This window comes from Nocardia camponoti (assembly GCF_014646135.1).
Lineage (GTDB): Bacteria > Actinomycetota > Actinomycetes > Mycobacteriales > Mycobacteriaceae > Nocardia > Nocardia camponoti.
Genome location: NZ_BMMW01000001.1, coordinates 1,026,457 through 1,044,413 on the forward strand (window position 1 = coordinate 1,026,457; position 17,957 = coordinate 1,044,413).

19 protein-coding genes are annotated in these 17,957 nt (G+C 65.3%); 3 read left to right on the top strand and 16 right to left on the bottom strand.

From position 1 onward, the window contains the following. Window positions 1-179: 179 nt before the first annotated feature. The 5 genes from IEX78_RS04695 to yajC all read right to left on the bottom strand — a co-directional run bounded on the left by IEX78_RS04695 (window position 180) and on the right by yajC (window position 5,783). Window positions 180-752, bottom strand: coding sequence for an adenine phosphoribosyltransferase (locus IEX78_RS04695; RefSeq protein WP_188827552.1), 573 nt, complete (start codon window positions 750-752; stop codon window positions 180-182). Between the two features lie 20 nt (window positions 753-772). Next, window positions 773-2,479, bottom strand: coding sequence for an ABC transporter substrate-binding protein (locus tag IEX78_RS04700; protein ID WP_188827553.1), 1,707 nt, complete (start codon window positions 2,477-2,479; stop codon window positions 773-775). A gap of 24 nt (window positions 2,480-2,503) precedes the next feature. Continuing rightward, window positions 2,504-3,640 carry a protein translocase subunit SecF gene (secF, locus tag IEX78_RS04705; protein WP_229683704.1) on the bottom strand — a complete coding sequence of 379 codons (1,137 nt, stop codon included), beginning with the start codon at window positions 3,638-3,640 and terminating at the stop codon, window positions 2,504-2,506. Beyond that, window positions 3,637-5,322 (bottom strand): protein translocase subunit SecD, encoded by a 1,686-nt coding sequence (gene secD, locus IEX78_RS04710; RefSeq protein ID WP_188827554.1) that lies wholly within the window; start codon window positions 5,320-5,322, stop codon window positions 3,637-3,639. The genes secF and secD overlap by 4 nt, the downstream gene beginning before the upstream one ends. Window positions 5,323-5,423: 101 nt before the next feature. Next, complete coding sequence (yajC, locus tag IEX78_RS04715; protein ID WP_188827555.1) at window positions 5,424-5,783, bottom strand: preprotein translocase subunit YajC; 360 nt, start codon at window positions 5,781-5,783, stop codon at window positions 5,424-5,426. Window positions 5,784-5,971: 188 nt separating this feature from the next. Here yajC and IEX78_RS24595 point away from each other — a divergent pair, with 188 nt between their 5' ends. Beyond that, window positions 5,972-6,550 carry a DivIVA domain-containing protein gene (locus IEX78_RS24595; protein ID WP_188827556.1) on the top strand — a complete coding sequence of 193 codons (579 nt, stop codon included), beginning with the start codon at window positions 5,972-5,974 and terminating at the stop codon, window positions 6,548-6,550. A gap of 16 nt (window positions 6,551-6,566) precedes the next feature. Here IEX78_RS24595 and IEX78_RS04725 read toward each other — a convergent pair whose 3' ends face one another. The 10 genes from IEX78_RS04725 to IEX78_RS04770 form a co-directional block, all read right to left on the bottom strand. Then, the gene (locus IEX78_RS04725; RefSeq protein ID WP_229683705.1) at window positions 6,567-7,079 is read right to left on the bottom strand and encodes a GtrA family protein; all 513 of its coding nucleotides are present in this window, start codon (window positions 7,077-7,079) and stop codon (window positions 6,567-6,569) included. A gap of 41 nt (window positions 7,080-7,120) precedes the next feature. After that, window positions 7,121-8,203, bottom strand: coding sequence for a Holliday junction branch migration DNA helicase RuvB (ruvB, locus tag IEX78_RS04730; protein ID WP_188827557.1), 1,083 nt, complete (start codon window positions 8,201-8,203; stop codon window positions 7,121-7,123). 6 nt (window positions 8,204-8,209) lie between these two features. Continuing rightward, window positions 8,210-8,809, bottom strand: a complete 600-nt coding sequence (gene ruvA, locus IEX78_RS04735; RefSeq protein WP_188827558.1) for a Holliday junction branch migration protein RuvA — start codon at window positions 8,807-8,809, stop codon at window positions 8,210-8,212. After that, a complete protein-coding gene (ruvC, locus tag IEX78_RS04740) occupies window positions 8,806-9,375 on the bottom strand; it encodes a crossover junction endodeoxyribonuclease RuvC (RefSeq protein WP_188827559.1) in 570 nt (189 codons plus the stop codon). Before ruvC ends, ruvA begins: the two co-directional genes overlap by 4 nt. Window positions 9,376-9,456: 81 nt before the next feature. After that, the gene (locus IEX78_RS04745; protein WP_188827560.1) at window positions 9,457-9,768 is read right to left on the bottom strand and encodes a MazG nucleotide pyrophosphohydrolase domain-containing protein; all 312 of its coding nucleotides are present in this window, start codon (window positions 9,766-9,768) and stop codon (window positions 9,457-9,459) included. Window positions 9,769-10,003: 235 nt separating this feature from the next. Beyond that, the gene (locus IEX78_RS04750; protein WP_188827561.1) at window positions 10,004-11,137 is read right to left on the bottom strand and encodes an ABC transporter substrate-binding protein; all 1,134 of its coding nucleotides are present in this window, start codon (window positions 11,135-11,137) and stop codon (window positions 10,004-10,006) included. Between the two features lie 35 nt (window positions 11,138-11,172). Continuing rightward, window positions 11,173-12,021: an ABC transporter permease gene (locus tag IEX78_RS04755; protein WP_229683706.1), complete on the bottom strand. Its 849-nt coding sequence runs from the start codon at window positions 12,019-12,021 to the stop codon at window positions 11,173-11,175. Then, entirely contained in the window at window positions 12,018-12,827 is an 810-nt protein-coding gene (locus IEX78_RS04760) for an ABC transporter ATP-binding protein (protein WP_188827562.1), read from the bottom strand. The genes IEX78_RS04755 and IEX78_RS04760 overlap by 4 nt, the downstream gene beginning before the upstream one ends. A 68-nt stretch (window positions 12,828-12,895) precedes the next feature. Next, entirely contained in the window at window positions 12,896-14,098 is a 1,203-nt protein-coding gene (locus IEX78_RS04765) for an amidohydrolase (protein ID WP_188827563.1), read from the bottom strand. A gap of 38 nt (window positions 14,099-14,136) precedes the next feature. Next, complete coding sequence (locus IEX78_RS04770) at window positions 14,137-14,898, bottom strand: sulfite exporter TauE/SafE family protein (RefSeq protein WP_188827564.1); 762 nt, start codon at window positions 14,896-14,898, stop codon at window positions 14,137-14,139. Window positions 14,899-15,072: 174 nt separating this feature from the next. Here IEX78_RS04770 and IEX78_RS04775 point away from each other — a divergent pair, with 174 nt between their 5' ends. Next, window positions 15,073-15,729 (top strand): GntR family transcriptional regulator, encoded by a 657-nt coding sequence (locus tag IEX78_RS04775; protein WP_229683707.1) that lies wholly within the window; start codon window positions 15,073-15,075, stop codon window positions 15,727-15,729. Between the two features lie 81 nt (window positions 15,730-15,810). Next, window positions 15,811-17,082: an amidohydrolase family protein gene (locus IEX78_RS04780; RefSeq protein WP_188827565.1), complete on the top strand. Its 1,272-nt coding sequence runs from the start codon at window positions 15,811-15,813 to the stop codon at window positions 17,080-17,082. 65 nt (window positions 17,083-17,147) lie between these two features. Here IEX78_RS04780 and IEX78_RS04785 read toward each other — a convergent pair whose 3' ends face one another. Then, window positions 17,148-17,957 (bottom strand): ABC transporter ATP-binding protein, encoded by an 810-nt coding sequence (locus IEX78_RS04785; protein WP_188827566.1) that lies wholly within the window; start codon window positions 17,955-17,957, stop codon window positions 17,148-17,150.

Consider the following 17,957-nt stretch of genomic DNA (forward strand, 5'->3'; position numbering starts at 1 on the left):
AAAGCGCCTTAGAGGATCAACGCATGAACTCCGATCGTCGGGAATAAGACTCGACAGTTCTACACCCAACGCAACGACGAACGCAACCCCTTCGTTCGCCTAGCGTAGGAGTTTCCCGCCTGCCGCGAATGCGGAAAACCCCCGCTCACCTGCATGAACGGGGGCCGGTAAAAAAACTTCTACAACTTCACGATCGACTCGACCGGGTAGTCGCCCTGATGCTTGCGCCCTTCAAGGAACTCCAACTCAAGCACCACGGCAGCCGCGACGACGACCGCACCGACCTCGGCGAACAGCCCAGCGGCAGCGGCGAGCGTGCCACCGGTGGCGAGCACGTCGTCGAGCAGCAGGATGCGCTTGCCCTCAAGCTCGACCCCGTTGGCCGGGATTTCCAGTGCGGCAGAACCATATTCGAGCTTGTACTCGCGCGACACCACCGGCGGAGGCAGCTTGCCACCCTTGCGGATCGCGAGCACACCGGTGCCGAGCGTGGCCGCGACACCCGCGCCAAGCAGGAACCCGCGCGCGTCGACGCCAGCAACAATATCGATATCCGGCGCGACGGCGGCGAAGCAATCGATGACCGCGCGGAACCCGTCGGCGTCGGCGAAAACCGGGGTTAGGTCCGCGAAACGCACACCGGGAGTGGGGAAGTCGTCGTGCCAGCGGGTGAGCCGCTCGACCGCCTTCGCGGCCTGTTCGGCACGTGCTCCCGCGTGCTCACCGGACTCGACAACCGCGTGCTTGCTCATCGGCACCTCTCCACTACGACTCACCGCTGCAACACCCAGCGGTCCATGTTCCATCCAGTTCCGGCCTGCGTTGGTCCGGGGATTCCGTTCCGCATGCCGTTGCCGAACGCGATGAGGCGCGGCGTGGCGAACAAGGGGATGCTCGGCAGCTGTGCCCACAGCAGATTTTCGGCTTCGGTCAGCAGATTCAGCGTCGCGGTCGAGTTGGCCTCACCGGCGAGCTGGTCGGTAATGGCATCGTAGCGAGTGTTGGTGAACCCGCCGAAATCGAGCCCGCTACCGGCGCGCAACGCGCTGAACGCGGTGGTGTTGGTCGCCGAACCGGCTGGTCCCGGCATCGACCCTTGCCCAGCGAGCACGACGTCAACGGCACCTTCGGCCAGCCGCGACGGCGTGAAGTCGGGTGCGCCGGCATCGACAACACCAAAGCCAGCGCCTCGACACGATTCGGCGATCATCGCGACAGTCTGCGCGCGACGGGCGTCGGGACCCTGGTATCCGATGCGAATCGTCGGCTGACGGGCCCCGGCCGAAGCGAGCGTGGCCGTCGCGGCACCGACATCGGCACCAAGGTACTTCTCCCCCGCTCGCGACGCCGGGCCGTAATACAGCGAATCCTGTTGCACCACATGGGCGTTCAACGGTCCAGCGCCGAGCCCGTTGGGCGGAACCTGACCAGCCTTGCCGAGGGTGTCAAACAGCGCTTGACGCGGCACGCACTGCGCGAACGCGCGTCGCACATCGACAGAGGCGAACACCCCGCCGGTCGCGAGCACAAGCTGCTCAACGCCACGACTTGCGACGGTGTGCTGGTCGAACCCGTCGAGCTTTAAATTCGCGACCGAACCCGCGCCCAGGTCAACAACGCCGAGCGCGTTGTCCTTGGCCTTCGCCGCGTAGTCGGTCCCGCGTTCCCAGACAACGATGCGACTGGTCTTGGGTGGCGCGCCCCACCACTTCTCGTTCGCGACGAGCACCAAACCGTCTCGCGCACTGAAGGATTCGATGCGGTAGGGCCCCGATGACGGGAACTTGGTGAGGTCGAGGGCGCCGGGCGCGAGTGCCCAGCCGCCGTTCCAAAAGTCGGCGATGCGACCGAGCACGGCACCGTCGCCCGACTGCAACGCCGTCACCACGTCAGCCACGCCCGCCGCTTTCGCGACAACGTGCGCGGGCATCAGTTCAGCAGCGGAAAACAGTGTGCGCCAAGGTAAATAGCGTCGACCGGGTCGGAAGACGACGGTCGCGTCCTTGGACCCCGGCTGACAATCGATGCGCTCGATGTCGGCGTATCCAGCCGTGCTCGCCGCATCGAAGAATCCGGTCCGCTCGCCGGGCCGCGTGAAGCGACCCGAGCGGGCGGCCCAGGTGAGGTACAGATCGTCACAGGACGTTTTGACCCCGTCGGAATACACCCCGTCGGCATTGAGCCGATACTGCACGGTTTGGGTCTCGCCCGGCACTTCCTTCGCGGTGCCCGCGTCGGTGTCGGCCACTGGCTGACCGTCGGGTCCGGTGTAGAAGAACCCGGTCAGCACCCGGCCGAACACCGCGGTCGCGCCGCTCGCGGCCCCGACCGTGCTGCCGCCGTTGTAGCTGGCGATCTTGGCGTCGACGGCGTAACCAATCGACGGGACCGCGTTCGTCGTCGAACATCCGACGACGAACCCGGCGGCAGTCGCGGCCGTGGCGAGCACGGTGACTAGTCGGATCGTGCGCGTTCGCATGAAGAGACCCCTGTGCTCGGTGGGTTAGGTGCGCTTGTGCCGCTTTCCGCTTGGCCGTGCGCCGGGACGAGGCGCGCCCGTGCCAGCACTGGTGCGCGCGGGACGCGCCCCAGCCGACGACTTCACCAGCTCGGGAGCAGCAGCGCCCGCTTCGCGCTTGGCAAGCACCTTGCGCGTGTGCGCCGCGACCGGACCCCAGCGTTCCTTGATCGAAACCAGGATCGGCACCGCGAGGAAGATCGACGAGTACGCGCCGACGACCATGCCGACGAGCTGCACGAGCGCGAGGTCCTTGAGCGTGCCAACGCCCAACAGCCACACCGCGATCACCAGCATGCCGACGATAGGCAGGATGCCGATGACGGTGGTGTTGATCGAGCGCATCAACGTCTGGTTGGCCGCGAGATTGGCCTGCTCGGCGTAGGTGCGTTTATTCAGATACAGCACGCCGCGCGTGTTTTCCTCGACCTTGTCGAAGACGACGACGTTGTCATAGAGCACGTAACCGAGGATCGTCAGCAAACCGATGACCGCCGCGGGCGTGACCTCGAATCCGACGAGCGAATAGATGCCAGCGGTGACGACGAGGTTGAACAACAGCGACACGATCGCCGCGATTGACATGTCGCGTTCGAAGCGAATCGCGATGTAGATCATGGTCAACCCGATGAAGACAACAAGCGCGAAGAGCGCCTTCTTCGTGATCTCGCTACCCCAGGTTTCGCTGATCTCGGCGATCGAAATCGCGTCGCGGTCAACCTGTCCCGCCGAGTTCTTCGGCTGCAACTGCGTGAAAAGCGCATTCTGGAGCTGGTCGGTCTGGGTGGCGTCGAGCGTGTCCGAGCGGACCTGGATGGTCGCGCTCGCACCCGAACCGACGCGCTGCACGGCGACCGGCCCGTGGCCGAGGGTTTGGGAGTAGATGTCCTCGACCTGCTGGGTGCTGACGTTGTCGGCGGGCAACTGAATGCGCGACCCACCGGCGAAGTCGATACCGAGGGTGAACCCGCGCACCGCGATGCTCAGCAGCGAGATCAGCAGGAACGTCGCCGCCATCGCGTAGAAGAACTTGCGCCGCGACACGATGGGGAAACCACCGGTGCCGGTGTAGAGCCGTTCGAAGAAACTGTGCTCAGGCGCGTTGGAGTTGGGGTTGGTCATCGTGACATCTCCTTGGCGCGTGCTTCCTCGGCGCCGCGTTCGCGAGCGATCTGTTGCACCGCGCCGAGCCCGTTCACCGACGGTTTCGCCCAGAACGGCGAACGCGAGGCGAGCATCATCAGCGGCGCGGTGACCAGGTAAAGCACGATGACGTCGAGCACGGTGGTGATACCGAGCGTGAACGCGAAGCCCTTGACCTGACCCGCCGCGAGCACGTACAGCACCACCGAGGCGATAAGGCTGACGGTCTTGCCCGACAGGTTGGTGCGCTGCGCGCGCTGCCAACCACGTGGGACGGCCGAGCGGAAGCTGCGACCCTCACGCATTTCGTCCTTGATGCGTTCGAAGAACACGACGAACGAGTCGGCGGTCAGACCGATACCGATGATCAAACCGGCGATACCGGCGAGGTCGAGGGTGAACCCGATCCAGCGCCCAAGCAGCACGATGATGCCGTACACCGCGAATCCGGCCGCGATGAGCGAGAACCCGGCGAGGAAGCCGAGCATGCGGTAGTAGAGCAGGCAGTACAGCAACACCGCGATCAAGCCGATCAGACCGGCGAGCAGCGCGGCCTTGAGCGACGACAACCCGAGCGTCGCCGAGACGGTTTCGGCTTCGGACACCTGGAACGACAGCGGCAGCGAACCGTACTTCAACGTGTTCGCGAGCTCAGTCGCGCTTTCCTTGGTGAAGCTGCCCGAGATCGAGGTACGACCACCGAGCTGCGGACCCTGCTGTACCTGCGGCGCGCTGACGACCTTGGAGTCGAGCACGAACGCGACGCGCTTGTAGACGTATTCGCCGGTGAGCGCCGCCCACGCGTCAGCACCCGAGGACTTGAACTCAAGGTTCACTTCCTGACGTGCCTGCTGCGAGTTCAGGCCAGCGGTCGCGTTGGCGATTTCCTGGCCATCGATGCGGCTCGGCCCGAGCAGGAACACCTCGGTGCCGTCCTGGGAGCAGGCAACCAGCGGCAGTGCCGGGTCGTCGTTACCCCTGAGCGGGTCGGGCTTGGTGCAGTCGAGCGACTGCATCGCCAGCTGCTGGACCGTCTGATCGGTGCTCTGACGCAGGGCCTTCGCGTCGGCGATCTCCTTGGCCTGCTGCTGAGCGGGGGTGAGATTGCCGTTCCCGGGCGCTGGCGCGGGCGTGGTCGGTGCCTGTGCGGGGAACACGCGCGACTGCGGGGCGGGCGTCGTCGGCTCGGTCGGCGCCGGGGTTTCCCCCGTCGTCGGCGGGGTCGGCGCGTCGGTTGCCGGGGCGGGTGCGGGCGCGGTCGGCGCGGCACCACCCGCGGTCGGCTGACCAGCGGCGAGCACCGGGCGAATGTAGAGCTTCGCGGTGGTCGCGAGCGCGCGCGCCTGCTGGCTGTCGTCGCCTGCGACGGTGATGACGATGTTGTCGCCGTCGATCACAACTTCCGAACTGGAAACACCGAGGCCGTTGACGCGGCTCTCAATGATCGCCTGCGCCTTCTTGAGGCTGTCTTGGCTCGGTCGGCTGCCATCGGGCGTGCGCGCGGTCAGGGTGACGCGCGTGCCGCCCTGGAGGTCGATGCCAAGCTTGGGTGTCGGCGAATGATCACCGGTGAAGAACACCAGGGCGTAGATCACGGCCAGCAGCGCGGCGTAAACGCCGAGCAGCCGGTACGGATGCGCCGATCCTTTCGAAGGTGGCACAGCAGGTCATCTCCTAGGCGGAAGTCGAGGTTGAAACGAATGGGCACAGCGGTGCCCGGTCGGCCCCACAAACCGCGGGACCGACGGGTAAACGTGGGAATTTAGTCTTTGCTGAGCCGCGTCGCGGTCTGGTCGGCCGACTCATCGACGGGAGCGGCGTCGTCAGCGGTGTCCGCGACGGCGGCATCTTCGCTGGTGGTCGCGGTGTCGTCGACGCGCACCTCACGGATGGCCGCGCGCAGCCACGTGGTGACAACGTCTTCGGCGATCTCAAGATCAACGGTGGTGTCGTCGAGATCGACAACGGTGCCGTAGAGGCCCGACGTGGTGATGACCGGGTCGCCCACCTTCAGGTTCTCCTGCAGGGCGGTCACTTTCTCCGATTCCCGCTTCTGTTTGCGGATACCGAAGAACATCGGCACGAGCAGCGCCAGGATAAGCAGCGGAAACAGGAAGTCCATCGTCGAAGTCAGTCCCTAGTGGAGTGGGTGGGCGTGCGGGTACGCCTGACAGTCTGCCAGTAGTTGACATTGTTGCCACAGCGGCCACCGATCTGCCTGCTCAAGGGCCCTCCCTGACAGGTGTAACGCCGGTAACATCTTTCTGGGCGCATCGAAGGCGTTCATACGAGGGAAGAAGTACTGACACAATGACGACCGTGACGCCCGACGATGTGAGCCGCACCCACTTCGCCATGCCGAACCTGGGTCATCGCGGCTATCACGCAGACGAAGTCGACGCCTTTCTTGAGTTGGTGTCGGCCACTCTCGACGGTCAGGGTGCGCTGACCGCCGACGATATTCGCCATGTCCATTTCGGCGCGCCGCGTTTTGGCGGCCGTGGATATCAGGCCGACCAGGTCGACGACTTCCTCGACCGGGTCCGCACCGAGCTTGAGCATCGGCAAAAGGGCGGCCGACCAGTGCCCGCCGCGCGCGTCGACGACGACGTCACCCAAATGCTCACCCCCGACGATGTGCATCGCATGCGCTTCACCCAGTCGGCGGTTGGTCGTCGCGGGTATCACGAGGAAGAGGTCGACGCGTTTCTCGATTTAGTCGCCGCGACGCTCGCGCACAACGGGCCGGGCAGCCTCACCGTCGCTGACGTGCGCGGCGTGCGGTTCAACGACACCCGTCTCGGCACGCGTGGCTACGCGCGCGAGGAGGTCGACGCGTTCATCGACCTTGTTGTCACCGCGCTTGAGCACGCCGAGCGGTCAGCGTAGGAAAATTAACGTCGAATTAGCCTTGGATGGAATGCAATTCGGCTTCGCGCAGGTCGTGGGGGAAAACAAACCGGCGGAAAGCCCAGAACCGGAACGCCATCGCTAACAGCACGCCAAGGATCTGGCCGCTGATGAAGTTGGCGACGGCCTGGGTCACCGGTGCGACGTCGGGTACGCGCAGGTCAAGGGCATAAAGTGAGATCGCTTGCGGGATCATCGTCACGCCGATACCCAGCGCGCTGATCGCGAAGAACAGCGCCGCTTCGTGACTGCGCGCGCGTCCGCCGCGCGTGTTGAACGACCATTCCCGGTTGAGAATGTAGGAGGCGATGGTCGCGATCAGGGCACCGAGAAGCCTTGCGGTGAGCGGCTTTTCGCCAAGAACGGTCAGTTTTACCGCGTAGACGACGCCGGTATCGATGAACCAGGTGATCGCGCCGACGACGGCGAATTTCAGCAGTTCACGGTGCGTGAGAAGCCGGGCACGCAGCGGTTCGGGAATTCGCCGCACGATCGCATCAATAGCCACGACAAAACAGTAATGGACTCAACGGTCGCGCGCCTGGCGGGCTAATCGATAACGTCGACGCCCGGATGTGGTTCGCGCCCACGCACTTCGATCGTGCCAATCACCAGGTCAGGGGGCGGAACGAGGCCAAGGTGCTCCCATGCGGCTGCCGTCGCGACCCGGCCGCGCGGCGTTCGCGCGACCAGCCCGGCGCGCACGAGGAACGGTTCACAGACCTCTTCGACGGTGGCCGCTTCCTCGCCGACGGCGACCGCCAACGTCGAAACCCCAACGGGCCCACCGCCAAACGAACGGACAAGCGCGCCGAGGACCGCGCGGTCGAGGCGGTCAAGGCCGAGTACGTCGACGTCGTAGACCTCAAGCGCGGCGCAGGCGATGTCTCGGGTGATGAAGCCGTCGGCACGGACTTCGGCGAAGTCGCGGACGCGGCGCAGCAGGCGGTTGGCGATACGGGGCGTGCCGCGCGAACGGCCTGCGACCTCGGCGGCCGCGTCGTAGTCGATCGCGACGCCGAGAATGCGCGCGGACCGTTGCAGGATCGCGAGTAGTTCGTCGGGTTCGTAGAAATCCATGTGGCCGGTGAAGCCGAAGCGGTCGCGCAAGGGGCCGGTGAGCGCGCCCGATCGCGTTGTCGCGCCGACCAGCGTGAACGGGGCGATGTCGAGCGGAATCGACGTGGCGCCGGGGCCTTTGCCGACGACAACGTCGACGCGGAAGTCTTCCATCGCCAGGTACAGCATTTCTTCGGCGGGGCGGGCCATGCGGTGGATTTCGTCGATGAATAAGACGTCGCCTTCGACCAGGTTCGACAGCATCGCGGCCAAGTCGCCGGCGCGTTCGAGTGCCGGGCCTGAGGTGATGCGCAGGGCGGTGCCGAGTTCGGTCGCGATGATCATCGCCATGCTGGTTTTGCCCAGGCCAGGTGGCCCGGACAGTAGTACGTGGTCGGGCGTCGCGCCTCGCCTGCGCGCGCCGCGTAGGACCAGCGCGAGTTGTTCGCGGACGCGTGGTTGGCCAATGAACTCGTCGAGCGAGGTGGGGCGAAGACCCGGTTCGACGTCGGTGTCGGCGACCAAAGGCGTTGCGGCCAGCGCTGATTCGTCTGGGTCGAAGAATTCCGTCATCGGGCGCTACCGGTTCTTCCCGAGGAGACCGAGTGCGGAACGCAACGCTGACGAGGTGGTGGCGAGCGGGCTTTCGGCGAGCACCGAGTCGACGGCTTGTTCGGCGTGTTTGAGCGGAAAGCCAAGGCCGACAAGGGCTTCGGTGACTTGTTCACGGACGGGCGTCGCGGTGGTTTGCGCGCCGGGCGCACCGGTGGGGACGGGAACGGCGTTGACCTTGTCGCGCAGTTCAACGCACATGCGTTCCGCACCGCGCTTGCCGATGCCGGGAACGCGAGTGAGCGCGCTGATGTTGCTCTCCGCCAACGCTTTTCGCAACGCTTCCGGTTCGAGCACGGCGAGCACCGCCATCGCGAGGCGCGGGCCGACGCCCGAGACGGTCTGGAGCAGGCCGAACAGGTCGCGGGCTTCGGTGTCGGCAAAACCGTAGAGCGTCATGGAGTCTTCGCGCACGATCATCGATGTGAACAGGCGCGCTTGGTCCCCGCGATGCAGGCCCGACAGGGTGGCGGGGGTGACGTTGAGTCGGTAGCCGATGCCCGCTGCCTCGATCACGACATGGTCGAGTGCGATTTCGAGCACCTCACCGCGCACTGACGCGATCACGGGCGCACCACCTTCCGCTGTTGAGCTAGGCGCGCCTCGTACCGGCGCTTCACCTCTTCGGCTTGAGCTTGGGCCGCGGCCATCCGGTCGATGAGCGGCGCGCGCCAAGAATGACAGATCGCGAGAGCGAGCGCGTCGGCCGCGTCGGCGGGTTTCGGCGGGGCGTCGAGCCCGAGAATACGGGTGACCATGGCGGTGACCTGGGCTTTGTCGGCCGAACCATTGCCGGTGACAGCGGCTTTCACTTCGCTTGGCGTGTGAAAAACCACCTTGATCCCCCGCCGGGCCGCCGCGACCGCGATCACGCCACCGGCTTGCGCGGTCCCCATCGCGGTACTCACGTTGTGCTGGGCGAACACGCGCTCAATAGCGACCGCTTCGGGCTGATGCCGTTCCATCCACGCTTCAGCGGCATCAGCAACGGCCATGAGCCGCAGCGCAAGATCGCTTTCGAGCGGCGTACGGACCACAGTGACAGCAACCGGAACAACTTTCCTGCCCGGCCCACTGTCAACAACACTGAGCCCGCACCGGGTGAGCCCGGGATCAACCCCCATCACCCGCACGGGCTCACCTTCCGATCGAAACGAACAGTTGTTCGAGAGTCTAGGCCATCCGCCGCCGCACCCGACACAACGAAACGCCTTTTACCCCCGCTCCCCCCAGACCAGCCATTTCGCGGCGACCGCCGCCGGCAGGTCGACCCCTTGGTCGCGCGCGAGCAGCAAGGTCTGGCACAACACGTCGGCAAGTTCGTCCCGCACGTCGGCAGCTAGCTCATCAGCGGACTTTCCGCGCGCACGGCCCTGCCCGGTGCTAGCGAGGAACGCTTGCGTCAACTCCCCGACCTCTTCGTGGAGCTTGAGCAGAAACCACGTTGCGTCGCGGGTGATGGAGTTTTTGGCGGCATAACCAGCGGAGATCTTTTCGACCTGCTCGGCAAGTTCAGACAGTTCCATTGGGCCACAATAGGTTTGCGGCGCCCCATCGCGCACTGTCGGCCGTTCACTCGCCACCGTCCGCGCGGCACACGCGCACTCGCTCCAGCAATCCCTGCGGCAGCCCGGCCTGGTCGGCGAGGTCGCCATCGTTACACGGTCATGCGAAAGCACCACCCTAGATTTCTAGGGCGGCGCTTTCCGCAGCGACCTCGTCGGAGATGTCGACTCAAGCGGATCTGGTCTCGTGCCTCGCTTACGGTGTTGCGGGCAGACCAATTGCCGGATTGATGAACTTGTTCGTCACGATCGTGTCGGCGGTGATGCCGTCGCGGACGTCCAAGCCGCGCTTGCGCAGGATCGGGGTGACGACACCGATCACGCGGTCAACACGCGTGGTATCGAAGTTCCCCAGGGTCGCGTCGGGGCCGTTGCCCACAATCTTTTGGGCCAGTTGGACTTTCACCGAATCGGTGTTGCCGCCCGCGGTCATCGGCGGGCCGTCCGGGATGGTCTGGGCGATCCGAAGCAACGCCTGGTTGACTGGCTCCGGGTTGCGCACGTAGTCGACCTCGGCCTGCTGCAACATCGGAACGAGCTTCGTCAAACACGGGGAAAGCTTGTCCATGTCACCGGTGCGCACCGACCACGCGTGCGGGTAAATCTCGTAGCCCGACTCGTGCACGAGCAGCGACTTCACCGGCTTCAACCAGCCCTTCACGTCGTGTTCCCAACGGTAGGGCTCGTTGGAGACGTACCCCTGCTGCATCGCCTTGCCACGCTCGGCGACGAAGCGGCTTGGGGTGCCGTCGAACGACGCGTCAGCCTGGGCTGCGGAAACATCACCATGCGCGATCAGGTAGTCCATGAACAGCTTGCCCTCGCTGTACACGACGGGCGCACCCGTTGCTGGCACGTCCTTCCACGACTTGACCTGGGGATACGTCGCGGGATCGAACAGCACGATCTGCGGGTTCACGTCCAGCGACGCGAACACCCCGGTTACCGGGAACTTCGCCGCCGCACGCACCGCATCGTCGGTTGGGACGAACCCCAACGTGATGCTCTGATCCTGATACATCTGCGCGGGCACCGGCTGACCACCGAGGAACGGACCACCAAGGCGCACTTCAACATTCACGCCGGTGTCGCCGAGTGGCCCCGAGTACGCGCCCTTCTTCACGTCGACGGTCCCGTTCGGTCCGACGAGTTGATAGGCGGCGGCGCGTTCCGGGGTGGCGAACCAGTCGGTCTGGATGACGATGTTCGCCGGGCACACCCCGGCTAGCGCGCCGTTGCCGGTAGGCGCTGGCGCCGACGTCGCGCCGGAACAGGCGGTCAGCGCCGTGACGCTGGCCAGGACGGCCGTGGCTATGAGTGTTTTCTGCACCGGGTTTCCTTCGAGGTCGAGCGAGTACGAGAGGGTTAGACGTTGCGGCGGAGACCCTGTGCGCGGTCAACGCGACGGGCGAGAAAGTCGAAGAGCCAGAACAGAATCAGGCCGACGAGCGAAGACAGCAGCAGCGCGGTGAGCAGTTCCTCGGTGGCCAACTGCTGGCGGTAGACGTCGATCATGCGACCGATGCCGGGTTCGCCCTGTCGGAAGAAGAAGTCGGCGACGATCGACCCGATAATCGCCATTCCGCCGGAAATCTTGAAGCCCGAAATCATCGCGGGCAGCGCGGTCGGCAGTTGCAATTTCACGAGGCGCTGCCAACGGTTCGCGCCGTGCAGGGTGAACAGGTCGTGTTCGGCGGGCGCGACCGATTTCAGCCCGAACAGCGTGTTGGTCACGACGGGGAACAGCGACACCATCACGCACACGATCACGCGGCTAGAGAATTCGTACCCGAACCAGAAGCCGAAGAGCGGTACCACGGCGAGAATCGGAATTGTTTGCAGCACAACGGCATAGGGATACAGCGAATACTCGGCCCAGCGTGCCTGACTCATCACCACCGCGAAACTCACGCCAAGCGCGATGGCGACAACGAGCCCGACGAGCGCAACCTGCACGGTCGACCACAGCGCCGAGAGAATGGTTGTCCGGGCGAGCGGGTCGAGCAGGCCCTTCGCGATCACCTGTTCCGGCGCGGGCAGCAGAAACCGTGACGCCGGGTCAAGCAGCACGTGACTGACCAACGACCAGCACGCGAGCACCGCGATGAACACGACAATCGGCGCGAGAATTCGGATCGGAGCCACCCGAAAGGGCCACGCAACCTTCATCTTTGACCTTTCCCCAGCCACGCCCGCAGCGACTACGGCGGTCATGCGGCCGTCTCCATCTCAGCTCCACGCAGCGCCGCCGATACCTCGGCAGAGACGGCGGCGAACTCGGGCGTGTAGCGCAGCGCGGGCAGCCGCGGGAAGTCGAACGGCACGCTGATCTCAGCCGCCACGCGCCCTGGCCGCCCGGTCAAAACAACAACCCGCGTCGACATGAACACCGCTTCGCTCACCGAGTGGGTCACGAATACTCCGGCGAAGGCGTCGCGCCGAAAAAGCGCGCTGACCTCCTCGTTCAGGCGTTGCCGCGTGATCTCGTCGAGCGCGCCAAAGGGTTCGTCGAAGAGGAAAAGTTCCGGCCGCAGTGTCAACGCACGGGCGATGGACGCGCGCATGCGCATGCCGCCCGACAGCTGCGCCGGTTTATGTTTCTCGAAACCGTTAAGCCCCACCCGGTCGATGGCGTCTTGGGCGTCGGCGCGCCGAGTTGCCCGGTCGACGCCAGCCAGCTCGGCAGGCAATTCAACATTGGCGAAAACGCTGCGCCACGCAAGCAGCGTCGACTCCTGAAAGACGTAGCCGAGTCGGTTGGTTCCCAGTTTCACGCTGCCCGCGGTCGGCTTCTCGAAGCTGGCGGCCAACCGCAGCAGCGTGGACTTCCCGCACCCCGATGGACCGACCAGCGAAACGAATTCGCCTGGCTTAACAGCAAAGTCGATGTCCGACAGTGCCCGGGTGCCGTCGTCGAAAACAAGGGAAACGCCGTCGAAAGCTAGGGCCGGTTCGGGCTCGCTGCCACTGCTCGTATACGAGACCTCAGCGGGCGACGTGGTGGAAGCGGTTGCGCTCATGGACTATTTCTAGTGACTGGTCATTGCCGATCGCGGTCCAGCGGATTACACCCTTGTTTCGTATACGATCAATTCAGCACGGCGAGAACACCATTCGCGGCAACCACACGCCCCCGTTTAAGCACGAGGCGACGTGTCGGCACCGCGACGACCGCGTGCGCGGGTGTCGCGGCGTCAATGACGCACAGGTCAGCGGACGCGCCGGGCGTGAGCCCGTAGTCGCGCAGCCCGAGAACCGTTGCTCCGCCGTACGTTCCAGCGTGAAGCGCGAGTTCGATCTCAGCATCGGCGACAAGGCGGTCACGGTAAGCGACGGTGCCGATGCGGCGCAGCATGTCGCCGTCGCCGTAGGGCGTCCACAGGTCGCGGATGCCGTCGTTGCCGAACGCCAGCGTCGCGCCCGCGGTGTCCATGACACGCACGGGCACGACCGGCGCTTCCCCGACGGCGCAGGTCACCAGCGCGACGCCAGCGTCGGCGAGGTCTTCGGCGATCCGCCGCTGCTCGTCGGCTTCTTGCTGCCCCATCGCATAGGCGTGGCTGATGGCGACGCGGCCCGCAAGCCCGAGCGCACGGGTGCGTTCGGTGATCAGGCCAAACTGCCATGCACCGAGCGAGCCGCCATCGTGCAGGTGGATGTCAATTTTCGCGCCGTAGCGCTCGGCGAGTCCGAAGATGAGGTCAAGGTGACCTTTGGCGTCGTTGTCGTAGCCTGCCGGGTCGAGGCCGCCAATCACCTCGACACCTTCGAGCAGCGCCGCTTCCAGTAATTTCGCGGTGCCAGGACGAGACAGGAGCCCGCCCTGCGGGAACGCGACGAGCTGCACGTCGACGCGGTCGCGGTGTCGTTCGGCGGCTTCACGCACGACCTCGACGCCCTTGAGCCCGATTTCGGGATCGATGTCGATGTGGCTGCGAACGTGGGTGGTTCCGCCAGTGATCATGGCGCCCAACAAGTTTCCCGCGTAATCGACGTTAGGGATGTTGAGCTCAACGCGCCGACCCTCGCCATTGGCGATGCGGCCAGCCAGCGTGCGGCCGCCGGTGTTGGGCACCCACGGCGCGCTCCACAATGTTTTGTCGAGGTGGCAGTGCGTGTCGACGAGGCCGGGCAGCACCAGCGCGCCGTCGATGTCGATCACCTCGGCTCCGGGCGCGGCAAGGTCGGGGCCGAGCGCGGCGATACGCCCGTCGCGGATGTGCACGTCGGCCAGCGTTGCCACCTCGCCCGGCGTCCACGGCCTGCCGCCACGCAGAAGCAGTTCGGTCATGTCGTTCTCCTTAAAAGTTCTGTCTCAGTTCGGCGAGGTCAGGCGGTCAGCAACATGGCGGTACCAGCGGTTGCACCGAAGGCGATGACGACGTAGCGAAATACCTTGGGCTGCAATCGGTCTGCGAATTTCGCGCCGAGGACGCCACCCAGCAGGCACGCGGGCGCGAGCAGCGCGACCGCCACCCAGTGCACCGGACCAAACAGCGCGACCGCGATCATCGCCGTTGTCGACACCGCAACGGTGAGCACGCTCTTGAGCCCGTTCAGCAGTTGCGCCGATGCGTCGAGCCCCAACGCGAGCGCGGTGAGCAGCACGATGCCCATTCCGCCGTTGAAATAGGCACCGTAGGCACCACCGAGGAAGACACCAGCGAAGAGCATCACCTGCGAATCCGATTGGCGCGCGGACAGTTTTCGGGAAATCCAGGGTTGCGCGGCGAAGAGCGCGGTCGCGCCGAGCACCAGGTAGGGAACCAGCGCGGCGAAGACCGCTGGCGGGGCGGCAAGCAACATGAGCACGCCACCGACCGCCCCGACTGTCCCCGTGATGACTAAGCGCGGCAACAAGTTTCGATAGTCGGTGGCGCGTTTGCGTAGCGCGGCCGCACCACCCAGATAGCCGGGCCACACCGCGACCGCGTTGGTGACGGTCGCACTGACCGGCGGCAGCCCAAACGCCAACAGCGCGGGAAACGACAGCAAACTGCCGCCGCCAGCGATGGCGTTGCAGAAACCCGCCCCAACCCCAGCGGCCAGCAGCAGGGCCATGTGCACGGGATCCATGACAACCTTTCGCATTTCGATAAGAGCACGTCGCAGAAACAACGTGGCGAAATCGTATACGAATACGGCTTGACCGGCCTAGCGAGCGGCTCTCACACCGGAATGCCGTAGATTTGATGGCACATTCCTTGGCAATGGCCGCCGATCGTAGACAAGCGGCACTCCCCCGTACTCGCACCTGGAGGTGACGTGAGCAGCACCGTGCGCCGGATGACGCCGCAGCAAGTCTGTCGAGCCATCCGTGACGACATCATTCGCGGCGACTTCACCTCCGGCCAGCGGTTGACCGAAGACACCCTCGCTGAGCGCTACGGGGTTTCGCGGGTACCAGTGCGGGAGGCGTTGCGCACGCTTGAGGCCGAAGGTTTCGCCTCGTCACGCCCGTATGCAGGCACCTTTGTCGCCGAGCTCACCGAGGTCGAAGCTGCCGATCTGCTCGAGATTCGCGCGCTGCTTGAACCGTTGTGCGCGAGTCGCGCGGCGACGCGACGCACGCCTGAGCAGCTAGGTCGGCTCAAAGAACTCACGTCATTAGGACAGGAGGCGGTCCGCGATGGCCGACTCGATGAGTTGGCGCGGCTGAACAGTCGGTTCCATGAAGTGCTCGCCGAAGCGTCGGGCAGCGCGTTGCTCACGCAGTTGATCACCCAGCTCAGCTGGAAAATCGCGTGGGTGTACGCGGTGGAATTGCCTCGTCGCGCCGAGGATTCGTGGCACGAGCACGAGCAGATTTGCGCCGCGCTCGAAGCGGGTGACGCGGACCGGGCGCGGGCGGTCGTTGCCGAGCACATCGCGCACGCTGACTCGGCTTATCGCCTACGGAGTCAGCCGAGTCCCGACGTGTAACACGGACGCAGCATCGTTCGACCGCACTGGAAACACGAGCGTCGTATACAAAGACGGTCCCTCGCGTTTTTAGGAGCTTTCGTGGTCGATTTGGTGCTGCGGCGCGCCCGTGTTGCCGATGATGCCGACCTGGTTGATATCGCGGTTGTCGACGGGCACATCAGCGCGATCGAGCCCGCGGTTCCCGCGACAGCGGCGGTCGAAATCGACTGTGCAGCAAGGGTTGTCATCCCTGGGCTGATCGAGCCGCATCTACACCTCGACAAAGCATTGCTCGACGGTCGCGCGAGCACACCCGACGACACCCTCGCCAGCGCGATCGCGGTTACCGGCGAATTGAAACGGGGCTTCACCGCCGCCGACGTTGCCGCGAGGGCTCGCCGCGTGCTTGACCAGGCAATAACCAACGGCACCACCATGATTCGCGCGCACCCGGACGTCGATCCGATCGTGGGACTGCTCGGCGTTGACGTCTTGGTTGAGCTGCGCGAGGAATATCGGGGGCTGCTCGACTTGCAGATCGTCGCCTTTCCGCAGGAAGGGATTCTGCGCGCGCCCGGCACACTTGAGCTGATGCGCGAAGCATTGCGACGCGGCGCGGATGTGGTTGGCGGGTGCTCGTATAACGAGGTCGATGTCGACGATTGCCAACGACACGTCGACCTAGTCTTTGAGATGGCGGCGGAATTCGGTGTGCCCGTTGACATTCACGCGGATTTCGCCGACGACGCGACCGACCCCCGCTTCGCGATGGCCGACTACATCGCCACCACGACAACACGCGCTGGTCTCGCGGGACAGGTCGCGATTGGTCACGTGACTTCACTCGCTGGCCGCCCGTTCGCTGAACGCCAGTCGACAATGGCGCGACTGGCCGAGGCAGGTGTGGCGGTGGTCCCGCTGCCCGCGACGGATATGCACTTGGGCGGCCGTGCCGACGAAGTCGCGGTACGCCGTGGCGTCGCTCCGGTGCGCGAACTGTGGGACGCCGGCGTGCGAACCGCGTTCTCGTCCAACAATATTCGCAACGCGTTCACCCCGTACGGCAATGCCGACCTGCTTGACATCGGGTTGTTCCTCGCCCAAACAGGCCACCTGTCGAGTCCTGCCGACCTACGCCGCGTCTTGTCGATGGCGACAACAGACGCGGCCGCGATCGTCGGCATCGCCGACCGGCACGGCATTCGCGTTGGGGCGCAAGCGGATTTGGTCGTGCTTGGCACGCAGCGAGTAGCCGACGCGCTACTCGACCGCCCCGATCGGTGCTATGTGGTGAAAGAGGGTCGCGTTGTCGCCCAGACAACGCGAGTGGTGGAGCTCATGAAACATCCAGCGCGGGCCGCACTGAGTTAGGTGTTAGCTGCGGAACCGCTGGCCGACCCTAGCAGCGACGTGGAGGCGTTCGCACCGTGCGGCCCTCACGATGCGGCAGCCGTGGTCCCCTCGTGCACCAGCGCGTCGATCCGTCGCTTGTATGCGTTGAATTCCGGGGTGGTCGAATCACGTTCGCCGGGCAGGTCGATGTCGATGATCTCGCGCACGTGGCCGGGAACGCCGTGCGCTGCGCCGCCCGCCATCACCACGACCCGGTCAGCCAGGTACACCGCCTCGTCAATCCCATGCGTCACAAAAACGACGGTCACCGCCGTCTCACGGTGGATGCGTTTCAATTCGGCCTGCATGTCGGTGCGGGTGAGCGCGTCGAGGGCCCCGAACGGTTCGTCCATCAGCAGCACCGCCGGACTGTTGGCAAGCACCCGCGCGATCGCGACGCGTTGCTGCATCCCACCAGAAAGTTGATGCGGGAACGACTTTCGCACCCGAGTAAGCCCAACCGTCTCCAGCCACCGGTCGGTGACCTCCCGCACGTCGGGCCGCGTCATGCGCGCCTGCTTGGGCCCGTACGCGATGTTCTCGGCGACGGTCAACCACGGGAACAGCCCGTAGTCCTGGAACACGACGCCACGGTCGGGGCCTGGCCCCGTCACGGGTTCGTCGCCAACGGTGACGGTGCCGACGGTGGGCTCTTCGAAGCCCGCGAGGATGCGCAGCAGCGTTGACTTTCCGCAGCCGCTCGCGCCGACGACGCAGACGAATTCGCCTGCGGCGATATCGATTTCGACGCCGTCGACAGCTAACCCCGGCGCGTCGGGGTAGTGCTTGCCGAGCCCGTTGATCGCGATCGTCGCTGGCCGGTGCGGGCGACGTCGCGTGGTGTAAATCTTCAT